Genomic DNA, 24,492 nt, shown 5'->3' with positions numbered 1-24,492 from the left:
GCGTTATCAACGCCCAAGCCGAATTCGCGAGCAACATCATGCCGATCCTGGAGTCCATCGCGGAACCGCTCGGAAAGCCGAACCAGGCTCCGTAGTCTTACGGATCGCGGCACCCGGCATGGCCGTCACCGGGGTCACGGGGATGATCGCGTCGGCCTTATCGCTTATAAGAGGGTCATGCCCTTCCGATCTTGCCGCATGCAAAGAATGGCCGGACTCTGTGTGATGCCCCAAGGTGACGCCCCAACGTGACGCCCCAAGCCAATTGCGCCAGAGGCCCTGGACATGAACAGCCTCACGCACCGCCTTGTCCGGGGCCGGCCATTTGGCGTCTATTAACTACCCAGTGACTGGTCCGCATGAATATTGTCAATTATTGCTACGCTACCATAGATTGAAAGCTCGACCAAGATGACTTGGAATTATTCCGTAACATTGAACGATTCATCGAACGTAGGCGGATCTGCCGACACGTCTCTTGTTTACGATCTCGAGCAGGCCCTCAACATTTGGCAGCGATATATCCTGGGCGTTGGCACCATGGTGGTGTCACTCAACATCCTGCCCACCTCCGTTGGCCGTGCCGACGGCGGGCCCACCTCCAGCTACTTGGTGGGCACGAATGGCGGGCTCGCGGTGTATGAGCCGTCAAGCCAGTACGAGCTGACCACGGGACAGCACGTCCCCGGAACGACAAGCGACATCACCATCAACATCGATCCCGGCTACTTCCAGTACATCGACCTCGACTATGGCCTGAGCTGGTCCAGTCAGGTGCCTGGGAACGTGATCAATCCGATCAACGTTTTTCTGCACGAGCTCATGCACGGCTTCGGCATGACGGGCTGGTACAGCCAGAGCGGACAGTTGGCCGGCGCCTACGAATCCACGTTCGACAACCTGATTCAAAAGACCGCAACCGGCGCCTACTTTGTCGGCGCCAATGCCGAGGCCGCCTACGGCGGCCCGGTGCCCCTGACCACAGACAGCACGACCCAGAACTATTACCATTTCGGCAACCAGCAATCCGACCTCTACGCCACCCCGTCGACCGTCAAGGACCCGCTCACGCTGGACCTGATGAACGGGATCGTTTTCTACCCCAATTACCAGTACGCGATCTCCAACCTCGACATCGGAGTTCTGAAGGACCTCGGATACAGCATCCGGACGACACCGGTCATTACCGCCAGCGATCAGTCCGCCGCCCGAAATCAGGTCTATGCGGCCTCATCGTTGTTCTCGGTGAACATGGCCGCGGGCGATTCCATCACCGAATATTCCTTCTGGGACACCAACGGCAACGGTCACTGGACGGTGGGAGGAACAATCCAGGGCACCAACACCGAGATCGACATCAGCGCGTCGCAACTGGCCCAAGCGAGTTACCAGGCTGGACCTGGTTCGGACACGCTGTGGGTGAGAGCCTTCGACGGCTATTTTTGGAGCGACTGGAAATCCTTCGTGATTTCGCCGGCTGATCATGCACCCGTGGTCACGGCAGCCAACGTGACCGGTTCGCGTGGGCAGCTCTCGGTGGCTGAATCCTCGCTGTTCTCCGCGAGTGACGCGGATGGCGACACCATCACCCAATATGCTTTCTGGGACACCGAGGGCCATGGGCACTGGGCGATCAACGGTGTCGCCCAAGCTACCAACGCCGAGATCGACGTCTCGGCCGCCAACCTTCCGCAAGTGAGCTATCTATTCGGTGCGGCGCCGGACACGCTTTGGGTCCGGGCCTATGATGGATATCTCTGGGGAGCATGGGTCCCGTTCACGGCCACGCCAGGTCTGGATCACGCTCCCGTTGCTTCTGCTTCCAGCTTCACGGCAGCCCACGGGCAAACGTCGGTCGCGGCTTCGAGCCTGTTCACGGTCAGCGATGCCGACAACGATACGATCACCCAATACGCACTCTGGGACAGCAACGGCAACGGCGCATGGGTGGTGAATGGTGCCGTTCAGGCCACCAATGCGGAAATCGACCTCACTCCTGCGCAGCTTGCCCACACGAGCTACCAATTTGGCTCGGCTCCGGACCAGCTCTGGGTCAGGGCTTACGATGGCACGCTGTGGGGAGCATGGGTGCCGTTCACGGCCACCCCGGGTCCGGATCATGCGCCGGTTGTCAGCGCGACCGACGTGTCGGCAACCCACGGCCAGGATATCGCCGCATCCAGCCTCTTCAGCGTGAGCGACGCCGATGGCGACACGATCACCGCCTACCAGGTTTGGGATTCAACGAGCGATCCAGCCAGCGGTCACTGGGTTGTCGGCGGAGCGGCGCAGGCCACCAACATCGCCATCGATGTTACGCCTGCTCAATTGACGAGCACCTCGTTTCAGTCGGGCTCCGGCTCGGATGATCTGTGGGTGCGAGCCAATGACGGCACGACATGGGGAGCCTGGAAGGAATTCCACGTCAACGCGCCGATCGACCATGCGCCCGTGGTGAGCGCGTCGGACGTGACCGCAACGCACGGTCAGGACATCGCCGCCTCGAGCCTGTTCACGGTCAGCGACGCCGACAACGATACGATCGCCAACTATCAGTTCTGGGACTCGACCGCCGATCCTGCCAGCGGGCATTTCGTCGTGGCCGGCGTGACACAGCCCGCGGGCCAGAGCATCGATGTGAGCGCGGCCCAATTAGCCAGCACATCGTTCCAGAGCGGTTCGGGCTCCGACGATCTCTGGGTGCGCGCCTTCGATGGCTTGATGTGGAGCAGCTGGAAGGAGTTTCACGTCAACGCGCCGGCCGACAATCTTCCGATCGTGTCGGCCGCCGACTTTTCAGCGAACCACGGCCAGGATATCGTGGCCTCTGCGCTGTTCTCGACCGCCGACGCGGATGGAGACACCATCACGAACTATCAGCTGTGGGATTCAACGTCTGATCCCAGCAGCGGGCACTGGGTGGTCGCCGGAGTAGCTCAGGGCACCAATGTCGCAATCGATGTGACTGCTGCCCAGCTCTCGAACACGAGCTTTCAGAGCGGCTCCGGTTCAGACGATCTCTGGGCGAGGGCTTACGACGGCTTCGCCTGGGGGCCGTGGAAGGAATTTCACGTCAACGCACCGATCGACCATGCTCCGGTCGTCTCGGCATCCGACTTCCACGCGACCGCCAACCAGAGCGTGGCCGCATCCAGCCTGTTCTCGGTCACGGATGCCGACGGGGACAGCATCCCCCAATATCAAGTCTGGGATTCGACGCCGTCGGCAAGCAGCGGCCACTGGAGCATCGGCGGGACGGCGCAGCCGGTCAACACCGCAATCAACGTCAGTGCGGCGCAACTCGCCAGCACGACTTTCGATGGCGGCACCGTATCTGACGACCTCTGGGTTCGCGCCAACGACGGTATGATCTGGAGCGCCTGGCAGGAATTTCATTTCATCGTCTAGGAAGCGGCCCGGGTTGCAGGAAGGCCACGATCCGCCGGCATGCGTTCGAGGGCGTGAGGCGAGAATCTTTCTCAGAACAAAAATGGCTCGCGAGATGCGGGCCATTTTCTCATCGGGACCGGTAAAGTCCGAACTTGGTTGCGGGGATAGGATTTGAACCTATGACCTTCAGGTTATGAGCCTGACGAGCTACCGGGCTGCTCCACCCCGCGTTAAACCGTTGCGTGCCTTGCAGAAAGAGTGCCCGAGCCGGTCGGCCAACGTAGATGGCGCCGATCGATCCGTCCGGAGGGCTTCCTGAGAAGGCGACCCGGGCCGAAGCCGTTCGGGTGCGAGGGGTATGTATCAACGTGAGTACGGTTTGGAAAGCCCCGGATGCGGGTTTTTGAGGATTTTGTGACGCCGAAATCGGCGGTTTTCCTGGCAAATTTACCGCCGGGAACCGGCTCTTGCCAGATCGCGCGCAAAAGCGGAGCTTGGCGCCCAACAAAATCCGTCAAGGACACGTCATTCGAGGGGAAACGCCATGGACCGGCCATTGAAGAGCCCGGGGCTGCACGCGCTTGAGGACACCTTTCACCGCCAGTTCGAGCTGTCACGCAGCGAGCCAGCGCCGACATTGCAGGCGCGGCTCGACCGGCTGCGCCGCCTGCGCGCCGCGCTGACCGAGAACGAGGCGCGATTCGAGGCGGCGATCTCGGCCGATTTCGGCCACCGTTCCACCGTCGAGACCGCGATCGCCGAGACCATGCTGGTGCTCGGCGAGATCAAGCATGCGGCCAAACACCTCAAGGGCTGGATGGCGCCCGAGAGAATCCCGACCACGGTGCAGTTCGCGCCGGCCAGGAACCGGCTGATCCCGCAGCCGCTCGGCGTGGTCGGGATCATTGCGCCCTGGAATTATCCGCTGCAGCTGACCTTGGCGCCTGCGGTCGCCGCGATCGCGGCCGGCAACCGCGCCATCATCAAGCCGAGCGAGCTGGTGCCGCGCTTCGCCGAGCTGCTGGCCGAGGTGATCGAGAAGAAATTCGACACCACCGAGCTCGCGGTCACCGATATCGACGACGACATCGCAACGGCCTTTGCCGCGCTGCCGTTCGATCATCTGATCTTTACCGGCTCGACCCGCGTTGGCCGGCTGGTCGCGGAGGCGGCCGGCCGCAACCTGACGCCGGTGACGCTCGAGCTCGGCGGCAAATCGCCCGCGATCGTCGACGGCTCCGCCGACATCGACGAGGCCGCGCAGCGCATCGCCTATGGCAAGCTGCTCAATGCCGGCCAGACCTGCATCGCGCCCGATTACGTGCTGGTGCCGCAAGCCTCTGTGCAGCCGTTCGCGATGCGGCTGCAGGGCCACATGCAGCACATGTTCGGCACCGATCCGAAAAATCCCGACTACACCTCGATCGTCTCGGACCGGCACTATGCAAGGCTCGAGAGCCTCGTCGCCGACGCCGCCGCCAAGGGCGCGACCATCATGCAGCCGGCCGCGCCGAACGATCCCGAGTGGAAGGCGAGGCGCAAATTCCCGCCGACCGTCATCGTCGATGCGACGCCCGAGATGACCGTGATGCAGGAGGAGATCTTCGGACCGCTGCTGCCGGTGATGGGCACCCGCGACGCAACGGAAGCGATCTCCTTCATCAACCGGCGCGACCGCCCGCTGGCGTTGTACTGGTTCGGCACCGACCACGCCGCCCGCGATGCGGTGCTGGCGCGCACGGTGTCGGGCGGCGTCACCGTCAACGATTGCCTGTTCCATTTCGCGCAGGCCTACCAGCCGATGGGCGGCGTCGGCGCGTCCGGCACCGGCGCCTATCACGGCGAATGGGGATTCAAGACGCTGACCAAGCTGAAGCCGGTGTTCTACCGCTCGCGCTTCAACCGGCTCGCCGATCTCTATCCGCCCTATGGCGCGAAGATCGCGCGGCTGGAGAAGCTGATGCGGCTGTTGTCGTAAAACTTAGAACGTCATTCCGGGGCGATGCGTCAGCATCGAACTATGGTGCGCAATTGCGCACCTGAGAATCTCGAGATTCCGGGTCTGGTCCTTCGGACCATCCCGGAATGACGAAGAGACAGGGGGAAACATACGTGACTGACACATTCGATTTCGTGGTGGTGGGCGCAGGCTCCGGCGGCTGCGCGGTGGCGGGGCGGTTGTCGGCGGATCCGGCGACCTCGGTGGCGATGCTCGATGCCGGCGGCAAGAACGACAATTGGGTGGTGACCACGCCCGGCGCCATCATTCTGATGCTCTCGAGCAAGCTCAACAACTGGGCGTTCGACACGGTGCCGCAAAAGGGCCTCAACGGCCGCATCGGCTACCAGCCGCGCGGCAAGGGGCTCGGCGGCTCCAGCGCCATCAACGCCATGGTCTATATCCGCGGCCATCGCGCCGACTACGATCACTGGGCTTCGCTCGGCAATACCGGCTGGGGCTATGCCGACGTGCTGCCCTATTTCAAGCGTTCGGAGAACAACACCGAGCTCGACGGCGAATATCACGGCAAGGGCGGCCCGCTCAACGTCACGGGCCTGCAGTCCGACAACCCGGTCAAGGAGACGTTCCTGCAAGGCGCGCGCGAGGCGCAGTTCCGGATCCGCGACGATTTCAACGGCGCCGAACAAGAAGGGCTCGGCATCTACCAGGTGACCCAGAGGAATGGAGAACGCTGGAGCGCCGCGCGCGGCTACATCCATCCTCACATGGGCCGCCGGCCCAATTTGCGCATCGAGACGCAGGCGCAAGCCACCCGCATCCTCTTCGAGGGCAAGCGTGCCGTCGGCGTCGAATACATGCAGGGCAAGGAAAAGAAGGTGCTGCGCGCGCGGCGCGAAGTGATCCTTTCCGCCGGCGCGTTCCAGTCGCCGCAATTGCTGATGCTGTCGGGCGTCGGCGACGCCGCAGCGCTCGGCAAGCACGGCATCGCCGGCGTGCATGATCTGCCGGGTGTCGGACAGAACCTGCAGGATCACCCTGATTTCGTGTTCGGCTTCGCCTCCGACGCACCTTATTTCTCGGGACTGTCGTGGAGCGGCATCGGGCGGATCCTCAAGGGCATCGGGCAATACCGGCGCGAGCGGCGCGGCCCGATGACCTCGAACGTCGCCGAATGCGGCGGCTTCCTGAAGACGCGACCTGAGCTCGACGTCCCCGACATCCAGCTGCATTTCTGCATGGCGATGGTGGAAGACCACGGCCGCAAGCCGCGCTGGGGCACCGGCTTCTCCTGCCATGTCTGCCTGCTGCGCCCGGCCAGCCGTGGCAGCGTGTGGCTGAACAGCGCCGACCCGCTCGCGGCCCCCGCGATCGATCCGAATTTCTTCGGCGAGGACAGCGACGTTGAGACCATGGTCGCGGGCTTCAAGATGACGAAGCGACTGCTCGACACGCCGGCGCTGCGCGCGCTGCAGCAGAAGGACATGTTCACAGCGGATGTCCGCACCGACGACGACATCCGCAGCATCCTCCGGGCACGCTCCGACACCGTCTATCACCCGGTCGGTACCTGCAGGATGGGCACGGATGATCCACTCGCGGTGGTCGATCCGAATCTGCGCGTGCACGGGCTCGAGGCCTTGCGCGTGGTCGACGCCTCGATCATGCCGACATTGATCGGCGGCAACACCAATGCGCCGACCATCATGATCGGCGAGAAGGCCGCCGACATGATCAAGGCGGAGATGCGGTAACCAAATGGGCAGGGCGCGAGAGCGCCCTTGCCCACCCTGTGAGACTGCCGTCGCAGGGCGCACTGCCAAAATATCGAAAACAACCCCATGCAAAGTAGCCGGCGGACAGGGCAACTTGACTCGTCGGGCAACTCAGCGGTACTGTTCTATTATTCAGAAATCGTGCAGACGGCCTCAGCTTGCGCAGTGTCATCACCCGCGCAGGCGGGTGATCCAGTATTCCAGAGACGGCCGTGCTTGAGCCGAAAGGCCTCGGCCAACTGGATCGCCCGGTCCATGTGCGCAATTGCGCACAGGCCGGGCGATGACAGCGGCTTCATCCGGGCTACGAAGTCAGTTCAGCAAGAACCCGCCATCGACTGTCACCACCGTGCCGGTCATGTAGCGCGAGGCGTTGGAGGCGAGCAGCATGATCGCGCCGTCGAGATCGGTCTCGGCACCGACGCGGCGCTGCGGAATCCGTTTTGCCAGCCGCTCGCCTGACGGCGTCGACCAGAATTCATGGTTCATCTCGGTGTCGATGTAACCCGGCGCCAGCGCGTTGACGCGGATGTTGTTGCCGGCCAGCTCCAGCGCCATCGCCTTGGTGCCCTGGATCATGCCGGCCTTGGAGATCGCATAGGGCGAGACCGCCTTGAGCACGCCCTGCCCGAGCACGGACGCGACATTGATGATGTTGCCCGGCTGCTTGCGCAGGATCATGCGCCGCGAAAGCTCGGTTGCGAGGAAATAGGCCCCCTTCAGATTGGCGTTGATCACGGCGTCCCAATCGGCTTCGGTCTGCTCGGTCGAGAGCTTCTCGATCGCGATACCGGCATTGTTGATCAGCACCGAGACCGGACCGAGTGCGGATTCCGCCGTGTCGAGCGCTTTCGCAATCCCGGAAATATCCGCAACATCCATCTGCACCGCGGCAGCGCGGCCACCTTTGGCCTTGATCTCCTCCGCGAGGCTTTTCAGCTTAGCGGTCTGGCGTGCCGCCAGCACCACCGCGGCGCCATGCGCTGCGAGCACGCGGGCGAACTGCCGCCCGAGCCCCTGCGAGGCGCCGGTGATGAGGATGATTTCTTTACTGACATCGAATAGGTCGGACATCGGCAGGTTCCCGGATTGAAGCGGACGAGTGATAGCGACAATTGTCCCTGATGTAAGCAGGTTTGATCAACCAGGGGACCGTAGGAGATTGGGGCAGGAATTCCTTATCCATGAACCTCTTCGACATCGTCGTGACGCTCGGTCTGTTGTTCGCGGTCGTCACCGGCTTCACGACCGGCCTGTTGCGGAGCGCGGTCACCATCCTGGCCTATCTCGTTGCCATGCCGCTTGCGGTCGCGCTGCTGGCGATGGTCGGGCCCCACATCGCAGCGCTGCCGTCGTCGCCGTTTCCGCCCAACGGCGTACTGCTGTTCGGTCTCTTCCTTCTGATCGGCGTCATTCTCGGAAAGGTGGCGCGGACGATGCTCGACGACACCATGGGCTCGGAGATCGGGATCGGCGACCGTCTCGGCGGCGCGCTGCTCGGCGCAATCAGGGTTGGCCTCGTCGTGACCACGCTGGTGCTGGTGTTCGATCAACTGGTGCCGATGGCGAAGCAGCCGCAATTCCTCAACGGATCGCAGTTGCGGCCGTGGTTCTCCGCCGCCGGACAGGCCGGCTTCCGGTCGCTACCGCCCGAAGCCACCATGGCGATCGAGCGGCTGCGGCGCGAGCAGCGTATCTAACCAACGGGCTCACCCGGGCTGCTCCTGTCCGGCATGCACTTATGCATTGCACCTCCCTTACCGGCGCCGCCGGGCTTGGCTAGACTGGCGCCAGCGAAACTCTACAAACCAATCCGACATCACAGGGAGTGAACTCGTGGATCTTGGAATCAAAGGCCGCCGCGCCATCGTCTGCGCATCGAGCAAGGGACTGGGCCGCGCCTGCGCGATTGCGCTCGCCGATGCGGGCGTGCACGTCACGCTGACGGCGCGCGGCGCCGAGGCGCTGAAGCAGACCGCCGACGATATCCGGAAGGCGCATCCCGGCATCACCGTCACCGAGATCGTCGGCGACATCACGACGCCGGCCGGACGCGAGGCCGTGCTCAAGGCCTGTCCCGAACCGGACATCCTGATCAACAATGCCGGCGGCCCGCCGCCCGGCGATTTCCGCAACTGGACCCGCGACGACTGGATCAAGGCGATCGACGCCAACATGCTGACGCCGATCGAGCTGATCAAGGCGACCGTCGACGGCATGATGGCGCGCAAGTTCGGCCGTATCGTCAACATCACCTCGGCGGCGGTGAAGGCGCCGATCGAGATTCTCGGCCTGTCCAACGGCGCCCGCGCCGGCCTCACCGGCTTCGTCGCCGGCCTGTCGCGCAAGACCGTGATCAACAACGTCACCATCAACGGTCTGCTGCCGGGCCCGTTCGAGACCGATCGTCTGCGCGGCACTGCAAAGCCCGAGGCCGAAAAGCGCGGCATCTCGGCCGAGCAGGTGCTGGCCGAGCGCGCCAAGCTGAACCCGGCCGGCCGCTTCGGCCATCCCGACGAATTCGGCTACGCCTGCGCCTTCCTGTGCGGCGCCAAGGCCGGCTTCATCACCGGGCAGAACCTGCTGCTCGATGGCGGCGCCTTCCCCGGCACGTTATGAGAGCCGTCTGGTACGAACGAACCGGCGCGGCGCCGACGGTACTCACCGTCGGCGAGATGCCGACGCCGGACGCGGGCCCGGGCGAAGTCCGGGTTCGCCTCGAGGCGTCGGGCGTCAATCCAGCCGATGTCGGCCGCCGCAGCGGCAACTATCGCGCGATGGACTTTCCGCGGGTGATCCCGAACAGCGACGGCGCCGGGATCATCGACCAGATCGGTGAAGGCGTGACGCGCTTTGCCGTCGGCGACCGCGTCTGGCTGTTCAACGGCCAGCGCAACGGCCGCGCCTTCGGCACCGCCGCCGAGTACATCACGCTCGCCGATTATCTGGTGACGCCGCTGCCGCCGGACGTGTCGTTCGCGGCCGGCGCAACGCTCGGCATCCCCTGCATGACGGCGTGGTGCGCGCTGTTCGCCGACGGTCCGATCGCCGGTCAAACGGTGCTGGTCACCGGCGGCGCCGGCGCCGTCGGCCACTATGCCGTGCAACTCGCCAAATGGGGCGGCGCGCGCGTGATCGCGACGGTGAGCTCAGAGGTCAAGGACGTCGAGGCGCGGCTTGCCGGCGCCGACACGGTCGTCAACTACCGCACCGAGGACGTCGTCTCCAAGGTGATGGCCTTCACCGAGAACCGCGGCGTCGACCGCGTGATCGACGTCGATTTCGGCGGTAACCTCGCGACCACGCTGAAGATCATGGCGCTGAACTCGACGATCGCGGTCTACGCCACCAACGGCAACCGCACGCCGGTGCTGCCGGTGCGCGAATTGATGGAGAAGTGCATCACGGTGCGCTCGCTGGTGCTGTTCGCACTGCCGCCGCCGCTGCTCGCGGCCGCGCAGGCCGACATCACCAAATGGCTGGAGTCGGGCACCCGCGTGCACAATATCGCCGGCCAATTTGCGCTGGCCGAGACCGCCGATGCCCATCTCGCCGTCGAGAAGGGTGACAAGATCGGCACCGTGATCGTCGACTGCGCGCGGTGACAGGCACGCGCTCTCTTCCACCTCTCCCCGCAGGCGGGCTGAGGTGAAGTGCAGCGCGGCCTTGATCCATTGCACCAGCGCGCGGGAACCCGCATTGTCAGGTGATAGACCAATAAAAAAGGAGGACACGCCGCATGCAATGGACGATCGGCAAGGTCAAGATCACAAAAGTCGTCGAGCTCGAGACCGTCGGCAGCACACGCTTCATCCTGCCGCTGGCCGGCCGGGAAGAGATCCAGAGCCTGCCCTGGCTGATCCCGCATTTCGCCAATGAGGATGGCCGGCTGAAAATGTCGATCCATTCGCTGGTGGTCGAGACGCCGGAGCACCGCATCATCGTCGACACCGGGCTCGGCAACGACAAGCAGGGCCGCAACGTGCCGACCTGGAACAACCGCAACGATCCGTTCCTGGAGAAGCTGACCGCGGCCGGCTTTGCGCCTGACAGCATCGACACCGTGCTGTGCACGCATCTGCATGTCGATCACGTCGGCTGGAACACGAAACTTGTCGGCGGCAAATGGGTGCCGACCTTCGCCAATGCGCGTTACGTGTTCGGCAGGACCGAATTCGAGCACTGGCGCGACCACAGCGACGATGCCGCGCATGCTGCCGTGTTCGCCGACTCGGTGAAGCCGATCGCGGATGCCGGCAAGGCCGAGCTGGTGCCGAGCGATCATCGCTTGACCGAGGAGATCACGCTGATCCCAACGCCGGGACACAGCCCCGGCCATACGAGCATCCACATCAAGTCCGGCGGCGCGGAAGGACTGCTGACCGGCGACGTCGCCCATCATCCCTGCCAGATGTATCACCTCGACTGGTCGTCGACCGCGGACTCCGACCAGAAGCAATCAGCCGCGACACGGCGCGAATTGTTCTCGCGCTTTGCCGATACGCCGACGCTGGTGATCGGTGGGCATTTCAATGCCGGCCATATCAAGCGCGACGGCGACGCGTTCAGGTTCGTCGCGCTGGGGTGATCGGCCCGAAATGGCCTTGAAATAAGGCTTGGCAGCAATGCAGCGCGCTCATGGCGGTTGAATTTCCCCGCGCGCTGTTCCATGAAGCGTGTCGAGGTATACCAGTAACAATCCTCAAGACATCGTAGGGAGTGATCAACATGAAGCTTGTTCGTTATGGCGAAAAGGGTGCGGAAAAGCCCGGTCTGATCGATAAATCCGGCCAGCTCCGCGATCTCTCGGCCCATCTGAAGGACCTGACCGGCGAAGCGTACACGCCGGACTCGCTGAAGAAGCTTTCCGCACTCGATCCCGCCTCCCTCCCGGCCGTCTCCGGCAAGCCGCGCTTCGGCGCCCCGGTCACCGGCATCTCCAAGTTCGTCGCGATCGGCTTGAACTACTCCGACCACGCCAAGGAGACCGGCGCTCAGATCCCGACCGAACCGATCATCTTCATGAAGGCGAATACCTCGCTGTCCGGCCCGAACGATGCGGTCGAGAAGCCGCGCGGCTCGACCAAGCTGGATTGGGAAGTCGAGATCGCCGCGATCATCGGCACCCGCGCCAAGTACGTCTCGGAAGCCGACGCGCTGAACCACGTCGCCGGCTATTGCGTCTGCAACGACGTCTCCGAGCGCAACTTCCAGACCGAGCGCCTCGGACAGTGGACCAAGGGCAAGTCGCACGACACCTTCGGTCCGGTCGGGCCGTGGCTCGCGACCAAGGACGAAATCGCCGACGTGCAGAACCTGTCGATGTGGCTCGATGTCAACGGTCAGCGCCGCCAGACCGGCTCGACCAAGACCATGATCTTCACGATGGCGAAATGCATCTCCTACGTCTCGCAGTTCATGACGCTGCTGCCCGGCGATATCATCACGACGGGCACGCCGCCCGGCGTCGGTCTCGGTATGAAGCCGCCGACCTTCCTCAATGTCGGCGACGTCGTCACGCTCGGCATCGAAGGCCTCGGCGAGCAGCGCCAGGAAATCGTCGCGGCGTAAGGCTCGGTCAGCGTCACCGCCGTCATTGCGAGGAGCGATAGCGACGAAGCAATCCATCTTTCCGCGTGTTCGGAAGCAATGGATTGCTTCGCTTCGCTCGCAATGACGGAAGAGAGATACCCAGCGTATATTTCCAGGGGCCTCCCATGAAACTCACCTTCTCTCCCGCCTCCCCGTTCGCCCGCAAGGTGCGGATCGCTGCGATCGAACTCGGCCTGATCGACAGGATCGAGTTCGTGCCGGCCAGCGTCGCGCCGGGCACCGCCAATGACGAATATTCCAAGATCTCGCCGCTGAAGAAATTGCCGGTGCTGATCCTCGACCATGGCGACGTCATTTTGGATTCCTACGTCATCGTCGAATATCTCAACGAGATCGGCGGCGGCCGGCTGATCCCGGGCTACGGTCCGCGGCGCTGGCAGCTGAAGACCGATCATTCGCTGCTCAACGGCATGCTCGATTCCATGCTGCTGTGCCGCTACGAGAAGATGGTGCGGCCGCAGGGTTCGCTGTGGCAGGCCTGGTATGACGATCACTGGAACAGGGCCTGGGCGGGCATGGCGCGGTTCGAGAACCGGCCGGACGTGCTGAACGGCGCGTCGTTCGACATCGCGCAGATCGGCCTGGTCTGCGTGCTCGGCTACGCCGATTTCCGCTTTGCCGATTGCGGTTGGCGCAAGGTCTATCCGAAGCTCGACGCCTTCTACCAGAAGATGCTGGAGCGGCCGTCGGTGAAGGTTTCGGCGCCGCCAGCGGCGTAGCGGAGCAAGGCGCGGGGAGACGCGAATGCGTCCCCGCCTCTCGATTTCAGCGCGAGCCTGGTGCTCGCGCTGACCGTCTCCGATCTCGACTTTGTGATGATGATGACGGCAGCCCGGTACGGCCCGCCGGAGCAAGACCTTGCGGCGATGGATATCCTCGCCAACATCAGCATTCCCGCCGTGCGCGACGCGCACCAGCTTTTCTACGCGTTCTCTTCACGCCAACCAGACTTCGCTCGCAAACGCCAACGCCAAGGAATCACCATGAGCCTGAAATTTGCCGCCGGCGATCTCACCATTCATCGCATTGTCGAGGACGAAGGGGTGTTCCTGCCCGCGCTCGACATGCTGCCCGGATTGACGCCGGAGCTGCTCGCGGAGAACCGCGCCTGGATGAAAGCGGCCGGCGCACTCGACGACAGCGACACGCTGATCCTGGCGTTCCAGTCCTACATCGTGAAGACGCCGCATCACACCATCCTGATCGACAGCTGCATCGGCAACGACAAGCCGCGGCCGGGACGGCCGAGCTGGAACATGAAGACCGACGACAATTATCTGCGCGGCCTCGCGGCGGCGGGCTTTTCGGTCGGCGACATCGACTATGTGATGTGCACGCATCTGCATGTCGACCATGTCGGCTGGAACACGCGGCTCGAGAACGGCCGCTGGGTGCCGACCTTCCCGAACGCACGCTACGTGTTCGACAAGAGCGAGTTCGACTACTGGACCGAGACCAACGCCAAGGCAGAGGTCCCGCCCTTCATCGACAGCGTGCTGCCGGTGGTCGAAGCCAAGCGGGCCGAACTCGTCGGCAATGATTTTGCGATCGGCGATCACGTCCGCATCCTGCCGACGCCCGGCCACACCCCGGGCCACGTCGCCTTCACCTTCGGCCGCGGCAAGGATGATGCGGTGTTTGCCGGCGACCTGATGCACTCGCCGATCCAGACGCATTATCCGGAGCTGTCGGCGAAGTTCGATGTCGACCAGGCGCAGGCCGCAAGGACACGGCGCGGCTTCCTCGAGCGCTATTGCGATACCGATACGCTGTGCTGCCCCGCGCACTTCCCCTCGCCGACAGTCGGCAAGATCAGGCGGAAGGGCAACGGATTTGTATGTGAGACGGTGAAGTAGGCTGAATTCGCGACAGTCCCTCTCTACCACCCTCCCCTGGAGGGGGAGGGTCGGCTCACAACGAGCGCAGCGAGATGTGAGACGGGGTGGGGTGATCTCTCAACACGGGCAGCACCCGATACGAGAGACCGTCACCCCACCCCGCCGCTCATTTCATTCGCGTCGACCCTCCCCCTCCAGGGGAGGATAAGAAGAGCGCGCCCCGCTCAATCAAACAAACTCGGCGTGTGGTTCACCACCGCGCCTTCGATCTGCAGCATCTTCAGCTTGGTCACCACGCCGCCATTGGCCGAGAAGCCGCCCGGCTTGTTGCCGGCCGCCAGCACGCGGTGGCAGGGCACCACGATCGGGCACGGGTTGCGGCCCAATGCCTGGCCGACGTCACGTGACAGCTCGACGCCGCCGAGCTGTTTGGCGATGTCGCCATAGGTGACCGTCTTGCCCGGCGGAATCTTCCGCGCGATGTCGTAGACGCCGCGGTTGAATTCAGGCACGCCGTCGAGATCGAGCACGATGTCGGCGAGGTCGTTCGGCTTGCCGGCGAGCAGCTCGATCATGCCGTCGATTGCGTGCTGCACCTCGGCCGGCGGCGCGGCCTCGGTGACGTCGCCATTGCGCTGGAAGATGCGCTTGCGGGTCTTCTCCTCCGTGCCCATCGGCAGCTGCACGGCGGTGACGCCGTGCTCGCCCCAGACAATGCCGCAGGCGCCGATCATGGTCTCGAAGATTGCAAAATGCTGGCCGGTCATGGCTCGCTCCAGATATTCCTTCAGCTCACACGTTTGAGCCTGCTGTCGATCTGAAATCTAGGCTTGGAGAATGTTGCTATCCACCCGAATTCCGTGGGAACTTGGGCTAAATCAACAACATCTCCTGCCCTTTCGCGAGCCCCGAAATGCACAGCCTCCACGTCAACGGTTTCGACATGCCCTATCTCGATATCGGAGAGGGCCCGCCGCTGGTCTGCGTGCATGGCTCGCTGTGCGATTTCCGGATCTGGTCGGCGGTGCTCGGCCCGCTGACGCGGCGGCATCGCGTGATCGCGGTCAGCCTGCGGCATTTCTTCCCGGCGCATTGGGACGGCGTCGGCGACACCTATTCGATCGCGCAGCATGTCGACGATGTGATCGCCTTCATCGAGGCATTCGACACCAAGCCGCTCGACTTGATGGGGCATTCCCGCGGCGGCCATATCTGCTTCCGTGTCGCGCAGCGGCGGCCGGACCTGCTGCGCAAACTGATCCTGGCCGAGCCCGGCGGCGAGCTCGACGCGAGCCTTGATCCCGATTTCAAGCCGGGCCCCTCGCCGCTGGCGGCGCGCTTCGCGGCATGTGCCGCTGAGATCGCCAAGGGCGATATCGACGGCGGCTTGCAGATCTTCATGGACGCGCTCGAAGGCCCCGGCGCCTGGAAACGGATTCCGGCGACATCCAAACAGCTCTTGCGCGACAACGCGACCACGCTGCTCGGCCAGACCCGTGACCAGCGCCCGCCGTTCTCGAAGGCCGACGCGGAGGCGATCAGGACGCCGACGCTGTTCATCGGCGGCGCCAACACCAAGGGCATTCTGCCCAAGGTGCTGCACGCGCTTGCCGCCAATGTGAACGGCGCGCGCACCGAGATGATCCCCGGCACCACGCATCCAATGTTCGAGCAGGCCCCGCAGCGCTATTGCGAGATCGTGCTGGAGTTTCTTTCGGCGTAGGCGGTACACGCTCCCCCCTTGTGGGAGAGGGTGGCGCGATGGCGCGCAGCGGCATCGTGCCGGGTGAGGGGTTTCTCTCCGTGGAGACAGACCCCTCACCCGGATCGCATCTATCGATGCGATCCGACCTCTCCCACAAGGGGAGAGGTGCAGTGAGCAAGCGGCATGAGCAGCGCGCCTCGACTATCACACCTTCCAGACACCGACCGGCTGGCGCACGGCGACATTCAGCCGGTTCCAGACATTGATGGCAGCGATGCCGAGCACCAGCGACGCGAGCTGCTGCTCGTTGAAATGCTTCGCCGCCTCGTCCCACACCGCGTCCGTCACCGGATCCTCGCGGTCGCTGAGCCGGGTCACCGCTTCCGTCAGCGCCAGCGCGGCGCGCTCGGCTTCGGTGAAATACGGCGTGTCGCGCCAGGCGCCGACCGCGAACAGCCGCTCGTCGGTCTCGCCGGCCCGGCGGGCGAGCTTCGGATGCATATCGACGCAGACGCTGCAGCCATTGATCTGGCTGGCGCGCAGATGCACCAGTTCGAGCAGCTTTTCCGGCAGCGCCGGTTTGGTGCTCTCGCTGAGCGCCTGCAGCGCCTTCATGGCATCGGGGACAACCATTACCGGGTGGTTCATGCGGGCCTTCATCATGTCACTCTCCTGATTTGCCTTTTGACGAAGCCGTGCCGATCTGTTGTCACATCGGCCCACTTTCGTTCGTCAAGGCCATGACGGAGCGGACAAAGGGAATGTGACCGATGGACGAGAAAAAGTTTGTGGCCGAACAGTTCGAGGCCAACCGGCCGCGCCTGCGCGCGGTGGCCTACCGCATGCTGGGCTCGACCGCCGAGGTCGACGACGCCGTGCAGGAGGCTTGGCTGCGGCTCGGCCGCACCGATACGGCCGCGGTCGACAATCTCGGGGGCTGGCTGACCACCGTGGTCGCGCGGATCTGCCTCGACATGCTGCGCTCGCGCAAATCGCGCCGCGAGGAGCCGATCGGCCCGCATGTGCCGGAGCCGATCGCGGACAATCCGTCCGAACGCGAGACCGAGATGGCTGACTCGGTCGGCGCGGCGCTGCTCGTGGTGCTGGAGACGCTGGCGCCGGCCGAGCGGCTGGCTTTCGTGCTGCACGACATGTTCGCGGTACCGTTCGAGGAGATCGCGCCGATCGTCGGACGCACGCCGGCCGCCGCGCGGCAACTTGCGAGCCGTGCCAGACGCCGCGTGCAGGGCGCGCCGCCCGCGCCGGATGCCGACCTCAGCCGGCAGCGCGGCATCGTCGAAGCTTTTCTCGCGGCGTCCCGCAACGGCGATTTCGAAGGGCTGCTTGCCGTGCTGGCGCCTGATGTCGTGGTGCGCGCCGATCAGGCTGCGCAACGGCTCGGCTCGCTGCCGGTGATCCGCGGTGCAGTTGCGGTGGCCGAAAGCTTCAAGGGACGCGCGCAGGCCGCGAAAGCGGCGCTGGTCGACGGCGAAATCGGCGTTGCCGTCGTTCTTGGTGGCGCGCTGCGTGTCGTGCTGCGGGTCACGATATCAGGCGACAGGATCGCTGCGATCGATGCCACCGCCGACGCCGCCGAGATCGAGACCTTCGATGTCGAGGTGCTCGACCGGGCCTGACGCGGCTGGAGACAGATGGTTTGCGATGTTAGTGTCCTCCCTGCGCCATACAGGGAGGACAATCATGAAACGATCCATCAAATTGCTCGCGTCGGCCGGCCTGCTTTCACTCGCCCTCGCCTCGTCCCCCGCCTTTGCCGCCGCGGATGAAAAGCTGCGCGCGGCCGCCGAGCAGGCGCAGCCGGCGGTGATCGAAAGCCTGCACGACATGGTGCTGATCGAGTCAGGCTCGAGCGATGTCGAGGGCCTGAAGAAGATGGCCGACTACACCGAAGCGCGGCTGAAGGCGCTCGGCGCCAAGACCGAGCGGCGCAAGACCACGAAGGGCGCCGGCGCCGACATGGTGATCGGCACCTTCGAGGGCACCGGCAGCAGGAAGCTGATGCTGATCGCGCATATGGATACGGTCTATGAGCACGGCATCCTCGACACCCAGCCCTACAAGGTCGACGGCAACAGGATTTACGGGCCCGGCATTGCCGACGACAAGGGCGGCATCGCCGTCATCCTGCATTCGCTGAAAATCCTGCAAGATGCCGGCTGGCGTGACTACGCAAAGCTCACGGTGTCGTTCAATCCGGATGAGGAGGTCGGCTCGATCGGCTCCGGCGAGATCATCTCCGAGCTCGCCGACCAGCACGATGTGGTGCTGTCCTGCGAGCCGACGGTCGCGCCGCCGGTGGCCAAGAACGAAAGCCTGCTGCTCGGCGCCAGCGGCACCGCGACCGGCACGCTGGATGTGAAGGGCAAGGCCTCGCATGCCGGCGCCGCGCCGCAGCTCGGTCGCAACGCGCTGCTCGAGCTTGCGCATCAGTTGCTGCAGACCCAGGACGTCGCGAAATCCATCCCGGGCACGCAACTGAACTGGACCACCGCGAAGGCCGGCACCGTGCGCAACCAGATCCCCGATCACGCCAGCGCCGGCGCCGACATCCGTCTCACCATTCCGGACGGCGTGCAGAAGCTGCAGGCCGCGCTCGACGAGAAGGTGAAGAACAGACTGATCCCCGACACCGAGGTGACGGTGAAGGTCGCCGCAGGCCGCCCACCCTTCGTGGCAAACGATCGCGGCCGCGCGCTCGCGAAGCAGGGACAGGCGATCTACGCCGAGCTCGACCGCACACTGGATATCGCTGAGATGACTGGCGGCGCGACCGACGCCGGCTACGCCGCGCGCAGCGGCAAGGCCACCGTGGTCGAAAGTTTCGGCCTCGCCGGCTGGGGCTATCACGCCCGCGACGAATATATCGACACCAACTCGATCGTGCCGCGGCTCTATCTGATGACGCGAATCCTGATCGAGCTGGGCAAGGCGAAGTAGCTGGGGCGCGCAGCGGCATCCGTTGAAACAGCCGCGCCAATCTTTAGCGCCGGCACCCGGGGCCACCCCTCTCCCCAACCCTCCCCCACAAGGGGGGAGGGAGCCTGACCGATGTGCTCACCTCACCGGTTGATCTCCGGCGCTCCGTCTCACGGATACCGCAGCCCCACTTCGGCGACACGCGCGGCTCTCTCCGTTCCCTCCCCCCCTTGTGAGGGAGGGTCGGGGAGGGGGTGCCGCTTGCTCCGCTCACCGATTGGGACTGGCTGGCCACTGCAACCTTCAGGATCGTCCACGTCAGAACTTCGGCGACAATCTCCACATTTTCAGCCACTTAATGCCACCGCAAACTGAAACCTTGACCGCTCCCGCAACTCGCAGTACCCTTCATTTCCGAACACGGAATTCCGTATTCCAATTTGGACTGATCGCATGATCCCGTTGGACCCGCTTCCGAACCTGATCGACCAGGTCTTCGGGCGATTGCTCGAGGCGATCATCGACCGCACGCTGCTGCCAGGCCAGCGCATCACCCAGAACGAGCTTGCCGATCGGCTCGGCGTCTCACGCCAGCCGATCTCGCACGCGCTGCATTTGTTGCATCGCCAGGGCCTGGTCGCCGAGAGCGGCAAGCGCGGCTTCGAGGTGACGCAGCTCGATCCGCAGCGTATCCGCGAGCTCTATGAAGTGCGCGGCGCCATCGATGCGCTGGCGGCGCGGCTTGCCGCGACGCGCGTAAAGGAAGATGCCGCGGCACGCGCGCGACTCGAGAGCGCGCTCGAAGCCGGGCGTGCGATCGGCGACGACGCGCCGCTGGCGTGCCTGATCGCACTCGATGTCGACTTCCACAGCGCGATCTATCGGCTGGCCGGCAATACCGCGATCGAGGAAATGATCGCGCCGCAATGGCCGCATATGCGCCGCTCGATGGCGACCGTGCTCGCCGAGCTCGATTACCGCGACAGCGCCTGGACCGAGCACGAGACCATCGCCGCACATATTTTCTCCGGCAACGCCTCAGCCGCTGAGGCTGCGGCGCTGGCGCATGCACAGACGGCGGGGCGGATGACCGAAGAGAAGCTGAGGGCAATCGACGTGGCGGCGTAGGTACGCCGTCGTTCCGGCGCGCGCAGCGAACCGCAGATGCGCAATCGCGCATCGGGGAACCTCGAGATTCCGGGTTCGCTGCGCGCACCGGAATGACAAAGATAACAACAGGAGGAAAGCACCATGAAACTGACCCCGGAGCAGATCGAATTTTTCCATCGCGAAGGCTGGCTGTTCCTGCCCGAGCTGTTCAGCCAGGAAGAGGTCGATTTCCTCGCCCGCGAGGCGGTCTCGATCTATGACGCCAACCGCCCCGAGGTGTGGCGCGAGAAGAGCGGCGCGCCGCGCACGGCATTCGCCGCGCATCTCTACAACGAGGCGTTCCGCCTCCTCGGCGCGCATCCGCGCATGATCGACCCCATCGAGCAGCTGTTCGGCGAGAAGGTCTACATGCATCAGTTCAAGATCAACGCGAAGGCGGCGTTCACCGGCGACGTCTGGCAGTGGCACCAGGACTACGGCACCTGGAAGCGCGACGACGGCATGCCGGAGCCGCGCGCGATGAACATCGCGATCTTCCTCGACGAGGTGATGCCGATTAACGGCCCGCTGATGCTGGTGCCGCAGAGCCAGAGCGCCGGCGACCTCAAAGCCTCGCACGACCTCGAAACCACGTCCTACCCGCTGTGGACGCTGGATGAAGAGACGGTGACCCGGCTGGTGAAGCAGGGCGGCATCGTCGCGCCGACCGGAAAGCCCGGCGGCATGCTGATGTTCCACGGCAATCTGGTGCACGGATCGAGCGGCAATATCACGCCCTACCCGCGCAAGATCGTCTATCTGACGCTGAACGCGGTCTCCAACTACATCCGCACCCCGACGCGACCCGACTACATCGCGCACCGCGACTTCGCACCGATCCAGACCGTTGCCGACGACGCGCTGCTGCGGCTGGCGCGTGCGCCGCGGCAGGCGGCGGAGTAATATCCCTGATGTCGTTCCGGGGCGCGCGAAGCGCGAACCACAGATGCGCGATTGCGCATCGGGGAACCTCGAGATTCCGGGTTCGACGCTAGCGCGTCGCCCCGGAATGACCCTTTTGTTTGGAAAGCAAAATGAACCTGCATCATCTCCTCCAAACCCGCGCTGCCGCCGGCAAGCCGGTTCGCGTGGTCCTGATCGGCGCCGGAAAATTCGGCTCGATGTTCCTGTCGCAGGTGCCGCACACGCCGGGGCTCGAGGTGCCGGTGATCGTCGATCTCGACCGCGACCGCGCGCGCGAGGCGTGCCGCACGGTCGGCTGGGATGACGCGCGGATCAATGCAACCACCTTCACCGATGACGGCGCCCGCGCGATTGCCGGCGGCGCGTTCGACGTGGTGGTCGAAGCGACCGGCAATCCCGCGGTCGGCATCCGCCATGCCCGCGCGGCGATATCAGCCGGCAAGCATGTCGTGATGGTCAATGTCGAGGCCGATGTGCTGGCGGGCCCGCTGCTCGCCGAGGAGGCGCGCAAGGCCGGCGTGGTCTATTCGCTCGCCTATGGCGACCAGCCGGCGCTGACCGCGGAGATGGTCGACTGGGCGCGCGCCACCGGCTTTCGCGTCGTCGCCGCCGGCAAGGGCACGAAATATTTGCCCGCCTATCACGACGTGACGCCGGAGGGCGTGTGGCAGCATTACGGGCTCACATCAGGCGAGGCGCAATCCGCCGGCATGAACCCGCAGATGTTCAACTCCTTCCTCGACGGCACCAAATCCGCGATCGAGATGGCGGCGATCGCCAATGCCTGCACGCTCGACGTCCCGTCGGAGGGCTTGCTGTTTCCACCCTGCGGCGTCGACGACCTGCCGCATGTGATGCGGCCGCGTGAGGCTGGCGGCGTGCTGGAGAAATCCGGCATCGTCGAGGTGGTGTCGTCGCTGGAGCGCGACGGCCGTCCGGTGTTTCGCGATCTGCGCTGGGGCGTCTATGTGGTGCTGGAAGCGCCGAACGATTATGCCGCCGATTGCTTCAAGCAATACGGCCTCAAGACCGACTCATCCGGCCGTTATGCGGCGATGTACAAGCCGTATCATCTGATCGGGCTCGAGCTGAACATTTCCGTGCTGTCGGCAGCGCTGCGCAACGAGCCGACCGGACAGCCGCGCGGCTTCCGCGGCGACGTCGCAGCGGTGGCAAAGCGCAATCTGCGCGCTGGCGAGATGCTCGACGGCGAAGGCGGCTACACGGTGTGGGGCAAGCTGATGCCGGCCTCAGCCAGCCTCGCCGCCGGTGCGCTGCCGATCGGGCTTGCGCATCGGGTCAAGCTGAAGAACGACATCGCTCATGGCGCTGTGGTGCGCTGGAGCGACGTCGAAGTCGACGAGCGCAACGACACCATCAAGACGCGCAAGGCGATGGAAGCCGCGTTCTCGCGGTAGCGACGTCCTTCACCTCTCCCCGCCCTTTTGCGGGGAGGGGTCGGATCGCATCGCGAGATGCGATCCGGGTGAGGGGCGAGGCACAGTGCTCAACGAGTACGAGGCTGCTCACCGGATGGAAGCCCCTCACCCCGCCCTCTCCCCGCAAGAGCGGGGCGAGGGAGACGAGGGAGCGCGGGCTGAGCTCACGGCAACAACCGCCTCGCCTTCGCCTGCTTGAACCACTTCCGGAACATCGCTTCGGTATCCATCATCTCGGTGAATCCGGCCTGGTTGATCTTCACCGTCGACACGATCGAGGGCGGACCGGATTCAGTCTGCCCGTAGCGCATGCTGTAATCGGCATATTGAAACGACAGGCCGACGAACTTTTCCAAGCTAGGTGCGATCAGATCGTGCTTCCTGCGCAGCTCGTCCCACGGCGCGATCCATTTCGGATACTCCTGCGCCAGCGACAGCGGCACAGGCCGGCCCGGCGCCATCTCGAGCGCATCCGATACCGCGGGCCAGATATTTTCCCAGGTGAAGACGTCGCCATTGGTGACGTTGAAGGCTTCATTGCGCGCGGTCTCCGCATCGCCCGACCAGGCGATCGCGCGCGCCAGGAGATCGACGTCGACCGCCTGCGCGACACGCGGCGCGCCGCCGGGATAGTTGAGCGGCCTGCCTTGTTCGCGCAGCACCGCCGCATAGACACCGAGCGGCGGGATCAAATCCATCGCACCGCCCATGGCTTCGCCGATGATCAGCACCGGGCGCAGGATGCTCCAGCGCCAACTCTTGCCCTGTTGCAGCTCACGCAGGTAATTCTCCTGCGCCCAATAGAAATTCGGCTGCTCGTACATCTCCGAGCGACCTTCGCGCGCCGGCACCGTGAGCGGTCGGACATGCACGCCGTAGGCCTTGGTGCCCTGCAGCAGCGCGACATGCCTGAGATCCGGCGCGACGGGCTCGAGCACGCCCATCAGGTTGCGCAGCATCCGGTCGTTGGTTGCGATCTGCCCGGCATCGCGCCAGCCATCGACCAGGCTCGGCGCTTCATAGAGTGCGGCATAGATCAGGTGCGTAGCACCGGCGAGCTCCGCCGCGGCGCGGCGGCAATCCTCGGCGCTGGTGAGGTCGATTCGCAGATGCTGCGCACCGTAGAGATCGCGCGGCTTGCGGCGCGACAGCGCGACGCGCTCGCAATCGCCGGATGCGCCGAAGTGTCGCAAGGCGGCGTTGCCCACGAGGCCGGTCGCGCCCGCGACCACGACTTTCTTGTTGGCCATGTCCTTGAACTCCCATCAACTCACCTGCCCTCGTAGCAGATCGCAGCACAGTCGACAGGTATCGAATGAGACCAGCAGCGCCGATTTCCCTTCGCAGCTGCAACCAAGGCTGGCGCTTGATTTCCTCAGGCAAACCATCATCCTGACCGGTGGAACCGAAGGCTCGGATTTCCACACACAAGAGCCCGTCGAGGGCCACCGGACACATCACCACAGCAACGTCGATCGATCGGCGAAGAAAGACGGCATCAAGATCGTTCCCCTTGTCGAGGCATCGGCACACAGGAGGGCTACGCATGAAGCGTCGTGATTTCTTGAGGGCAGGCGGCGTCGGGCTGGCTGCGACGGCGGTGGCTGCGCCCGCGGTCGCACAATCGATGCCGGAGGTCAGGTGGCGGCTCGCGGCAAGCTGGCCGAAGGCGCTCGATACGCTCTATGGCGGCTGTGAATTCTTCTGCAAGCGCGTCGCCGAAATCACCGACAACCGTTTCCAGATCCAGTCCTTTGCTGCC

At 64.5% G+C, this 24,492-nt stretch carries 21 protein-coding genes and 1 tRNA gene (1 of these 22 only partly in view); 17 read left to right on the top strand and 5 right to left on the bottom strand.

What is annotated here, in order from left to right:
- The first annotated feature begins 411 nt into the window (after positions 1-411).
- A complete protein-coding gene (locus ACE103_RS04760; protein WP_375778513.1) occupies positions 412-3,408 on the top strand; it encodes a hypothetical protein in 2,997 nt (998 codons plus the stop codon).
- Positions 3,409-3,543: 135 nt separating this feature from the next.
- On the opposite strand, the gene ACE103_RS04755 is transcribed toward ACE103_RS04760, so the two are convergent.
- Positions 3,544-3,620, bottom strand: a tRNA-Met gene (locus tag ACE103_RS04755).
- 314 nt (positions 3,621-3,934) lie between these two features.
- Here ACE103_RS04755 and ACE103_RS04750 point away from each other — a divergent pair.
- Positions 3,935-5,368, top strand: a complete 1,434-nt coding sequence (locus ACE103_RS04750) for a coniferyl aldehyde dehydrogenase (protein ID WP_375778512.1) — start codon at positions 3,935-3,937, stop codon at positions 5,366-5,368.
- 134 nt (positions 5,369-5,502) lie between these two features.
- Positions 5,503-7,104 (top strand): GMC family oxidoreductase, encoded by a 1,602-nt coding sequence (locus ACE103_RS04745; RefSeq protein WP_375778511.1) that lies wholly within the window; start codon positions 5,503-5,505, stop codon positions 7,102-7,104.
- Between the two features lie 333 nt (positions 7,105-7,437).
- Here ACE103_RS04745 and ACE103_RS04740 read toward each other — a convergent pair whose 3' ends face one another.
- Positions 7,438-8,199 (bottom strand): SDR family NAD(P)-dependent oxidoreductase, encoded by a 762-nt coding sequence (locus tag ACE103_RS04740; RefSeq protein ID WP_223974098.1) that lies wholly within the window; start codon positions 8,197-8,199, stop codon positions 7,438-7,440.
- Between the two features lie 110 nt (positions 8,200-8,309).
- Between ACE103_RS04740 and ACE103_RS04735 the strand changes: the two genes are divergently transcribed.
- From ACE103_RS04735 to ACE103_RS04705, 7 genes are all read left to right on the top strand, one after another.
- The gene (locus tag ACE103_RS04735) at positions 8,310-8,825 is read left to right on the top strand and encodes a CvpA family protein (RefSeq protein ID WP_375778510.1); all 516 of its coding nucleotides are present in this window, start codon (positions 8,310-8,312) and stop codon (positions 8,823-8,825) included.
- Positions 8,826-8,961: 136 nt separating this feature from the next.
- Complete coding sequence (locus ACE103_RS04730) at positions 8,962-9,744, top strand: SDR family oxidoreductase (protein WP_223974102.1); 783 nt, start codon at positions 8,962-8,964, stop codon at positions 9,742-9,744.
- The gene (locus ACE103_RS04725; protein ID WP_375778509.1) at positions 9,741-10,730 is read left to right on the top strand and encodes an NADPH:quinone reductase; all 990 of its coding nucleotides are present in this window, start codon (positions 9,741-9,743) and stop codon (positions 10,728-10,730) included. Before ACE103_RS04730 ends, ACE103_RS04725 begins: the two co-directional genes overlap by 4 nt.
- Positions 10,731-10,864: 134 nt before the next feature.
- The gene (locus ACE103_RS04720; protein ID WP_375778508.1) at positions 10,865-11,713 is read left to right on the top strand and encodes an MBL fold metallo-hydrolase; all 849 of its coding nucleotides are present in this window, start codon (positions 10,865-10,867) and stop codon (positions 11,711-11,713) included.
- A gap of 140 nt (positions 11,714-11,853) precedes the next feature.
- Positions 11,854-12,696: a fumarylacetoacetate hydrolase family protein gene (locus tag ACE103_RS04715; RefSeq protein WP_223974108.1), complete on the top strand. Its 843-nt coding sequence runs from the start codon at positions 11,854-11,856 to the stop codon at positions 12,694-12,696.
- A gap of 146 nt (positions 12,697-12,842) precedes the next feature.
- Positions 12,843-13,457, top strand: coding sequence for a glutathione S-transferase family protein (locus ACE103_RS04710; RefSeq protein WP_375778507.1), 615 nt, complete (start codon positions 12,843-12,845; stop codon positions 13,455-13,457).
- A 264-nt stretch (positions 13,458-13,721) separates the two neighbouring features.
- On the top strand, positions 13,722-14,594 hold the full coding sequence (locus ACE103_RS04705; RefSeq protein WP_375781008.1) for an MBL fold metallo-hydrolase: 873 nt from the start codon (positions 13,722-13,724) through the stop codon (positions 14,592-14,594).
- A 206-nt stretch (positions 14,595-14,800) separates the two neighbouring features.
- On the opposite strand, the gene ACE103_RS04700 is transcribed toward ACE103_RS04705, so the two are convergent.
- Positions 14,801-15,343: a methylated-DNA--[protein]-cysteine S-methyltransferase gene (locus ACE103_RS04700; RefSeq protein ID WP_223974113.1), complete on the bottom strand. Its 543-nt coding sequence runs from the start codon at positions 15,341-15,343 to the stop codon at positions 14,801-14,803.
- Positions 15,344-15,489: 146 nt separating this feature from the next.
- On the opposite strand from ACE103_RS04700, the gene ACE103_RS04695 reads away from it, so the two are divergent.
- Positions 15,490-16,299 carry an alpha/beta fold hydrolase gene (locus tag ACE103_RS04695; protein WP_375778506.1) on the top strand — a complete coding sequence of 270 codons (810 nt, stop codon included), beginning with the start codon at positions 15,490-15,492 and terminating at the stop codon, positions 16,297-16,299.
- A gap of 186 nt (positions 16,300-16,485) precedes the next feature.
- On the opposite strand, the gene ACE103_RS04690 is transcribed toward ACE103_RS04695, so the two are convergent.
- Positions 16,486-16,941, bottom strand: a complete 456-nt coding sequence (locus ACE103_RS04690; protein WP_097677257.1) for a carboxymuconolactone decarboxylase family protein — start codon at positions 16,939-16,941, stop codon at positions 16,486-16,488.
- Between the two features lie 110 nt (positions 16,942-17,051).
- Between ACE103_RS04690 and ACE103_RS04685 the strand changes: the two genes are divergently transcribed.
- The 5 genes from ACE103_RS04685 (at position 17,052) to ACE103_RS04665 (ending at position 22,709) form a co-directional block, all read left to right on the top strand.
- Entirely contained in the window at positions 17,052-17,918 is an 867-nt protein-coding gene (locus ACE103_RS04685; RefSeq protein WP_375778505.1) for a sigma-70 family RNA polymerase sigma factor, read from the top strand.
- 64 nt (positions 17,919-17,982) lie between these two features.
- Complete coding sequence (locus ACE103_RS04680) at positions 17,983-19,239, top strand: M20/M25/M40 family metallo-hydrolase (RefSeq protein ID WP_375778504.1); 1,257 nt, start codon at positions 17,983-17,985, stop codon at positions 19,237-19,239.
- Between the two features lie 432 nt (positions 19,240-19,671).
- A complete protein-coding gene (locus ACE103_RS04675) occupies positions 19,672-20,346 on the top strand; it encodes a GntR family transcriptional regulator (protein ID WP_375778503.1) in 675 nt (224 codons plus the stop codon).
- 123 nt (positions 20,347-20,469) lie between these two features.
- Positions 20,470-21,270 carry a phytanoyl-CoA dioxygenase family protein gene (locus ACE103_RS04670; protein WP_375778502.1) on the top strand — a complete coding sequence of 267 codons (801 nt, stop codon included), beginning with the start codon at positions 20,470-20,472 and terminating at the stop codon, positions 21,268-21,270.
- A 131-nt stretch (positions 21,271-21,401) separates the two neighbouring features.
- A complete protein-coding gene (locus ACE103_RS04665) occupies positions 21,402-22,709 on the top strand; it encodes an NAD(P)H-dependent oxidoreductase (RefSeq protein WP_375778501.1) in 1,308 nt (435 codons plus the stop codon).
- A 185-nt stretch (positions 22,710-22,894) separates the two neighbouring features.
- On the opposite strand, the gene ACE103_RS04660 is transcribed toward ACE103_RS04665, so the two are convergent.
- Positions 22,895-23,980, bottom strand: a complete 1,086-nt coding sequence (locus tag ACE103_RS04660) for an NAD-dependent epimerase/dehydratase family protein (RefSeq protein WP_375778500.1) — start codon at positions 23,978-23,980, stop codon at positions 22,895-22,897.
- Between the two features lie 296 nt (positions 23,981-24,276).
- Between ACE103_RS04660 and ACE103_RS04655 the strand changes: the two genes are divergently transcribed.
- Positions 24,277-24,492, top strand: the 5' portion of a protein-coding gene (locus ACE103_RS04655) for a TRAP transporter substrate-binding protein (protein ID WP_375778499.1). 873 nt of this gene lie beyond the right edge of the window; 216 of the gene's 1,089 nt are visible here — the first part of the coding sequence; its start codon is at positions 24,277-24,279; the stop codon falls past the right edge of the window.

The sequence above is a fragment of the Bradyrhizobium sp. ma5 genome (genome assembly GCF_042258955.1).
GTDB lineage: Bacteria > Pseudomonadota > Alphaproteobacteria > Rhizobiales > Xanthobacteraceae > Bradyrhizobium.
Note: the sequence above shows the minus strand (reverse complement) of the source record. Positions and strands in the feature narration are given on the sequence as shown.

Coding starts and splice junctions, on each gene's coding strand:
- ACE103_RS04695 (WP_375778506.1), top strand. CDS start 15,490: ATGCACAGCCTCCACGTCAACGGTTTCGACATGCCCTATCTCGATATC.
- ACE103_RS04690 (WP_097677257.1), bottom strand. CDS start 16,941: ATGAAGGCCCGCATGAACCACCCGGTAATGGTTGTCCCCGATGCCATG.
- ACE103_RS04750 (WP_375778512.1), top strand. CDS start 3,935: ATGGACCGGCCATTGAAGAGCCCGGGGCTGCACGCGCTTGAGGACACC.
- ACE103_RS04705 (WP_375781008.1), top strand. CDS start 13,722: ATGAGCCTGAAATTTGCCGCCGGCGATCTCACCATTCATCGCATTGTC.
- ACE103_RS04740 (WP_223974098.1), bottom strand. CDS start 8,199: ATGTCCGACCTATTCGATGTCAGTAAAGAAATCATCCTCATCACCGGC.
- ACE103_RS04735 (WP_375778510.1), top strand. CDS start 8,310: ATGAACCTCTTCGACATCGTCGTGACGCTCGGTCTGTTGTTCGCGGTC.
- ACE103_RS04760 (WP_375778513.1), top strand. CDS start 412: ATGACTTGGAATTATTCCGTAACATTGAACGATTCATCGAACGTAGGC.
- ACE103_RS04725 (WP_375778509.1), top strand. CDS start 9,741: ATGAGAGCCGTCTGGTACGAACGAACCGGCGCGGCGCCGACGGTACTC.
- ACE103_RS04715 (WP_223974108.1), top strand. CDS start 11,854: ATGAAGCTTGTTCGTTATGGCGAAAAGGGTGCGGAAAAGCCCGGTCTG.
- ACE103_RS04710 (WP_375778507.1), top strand. CDS start 12,843: ATGAAACTCACCTTCTCTCCCGCCTCCCCGTTCGCCCGCAAGGTGCGG.
- ACE103_RS04665 (WP_375778501.1), top strand. CDS start 21,402: ATGAACCTGCATCATCTCCTCCAAACCCGCGCTGCCGCCGGCAAGCCG.
- ACE103_RS04660 (WP_375778500.1), bottom strand. CDS start 23,980: ATGGCCAACAAGAAAGTCGTGGTCGCGGGCGCGACCGGCCTCGTGGGC.
- ACE103_RS04675 (WP_375778503.1), top strand. CDS start 19,672: ATGATCCCGTTGGACCCGCTTCCGAACCTGATCGACCAGGTCTTCGGG.
- ACE103_RS04700 (WP_223974113.1), bottom strand. CDS start 15,343: ATGACCGGCCAGCATTTTGCAATCTTCGAGACCATGATCGGCGCCTGC.
- ACE103_RS04720 (WP_375778508.1), top strand. CDS start 10,865: ATGCAATGGACGATCGGCAAGGTCAAGATCACAAAAGTCGTCGAGCTC.
- ACE103_RS04685 (WP_375778505.1), top strand. CDS start 17,052: ATGGACGAGAAAAAGTTTGTGGCCGAACAGTTCGAGGCCAACCGGCCG.
- ACE103_RS04680 (WP_375778504.1), top strand. CDS start 17,983: ATGAAACGATCCATCAAATTGCTCGCGTCGGCCGGCCTGCTTTCACTC.
- ACE103_RS04670 (WP_375778502.1), top strand. CDS start 20,470: ATGAAACTGACCCCGGAGCAGATCGAATTTTTCCATCGCGAAGGCTGG.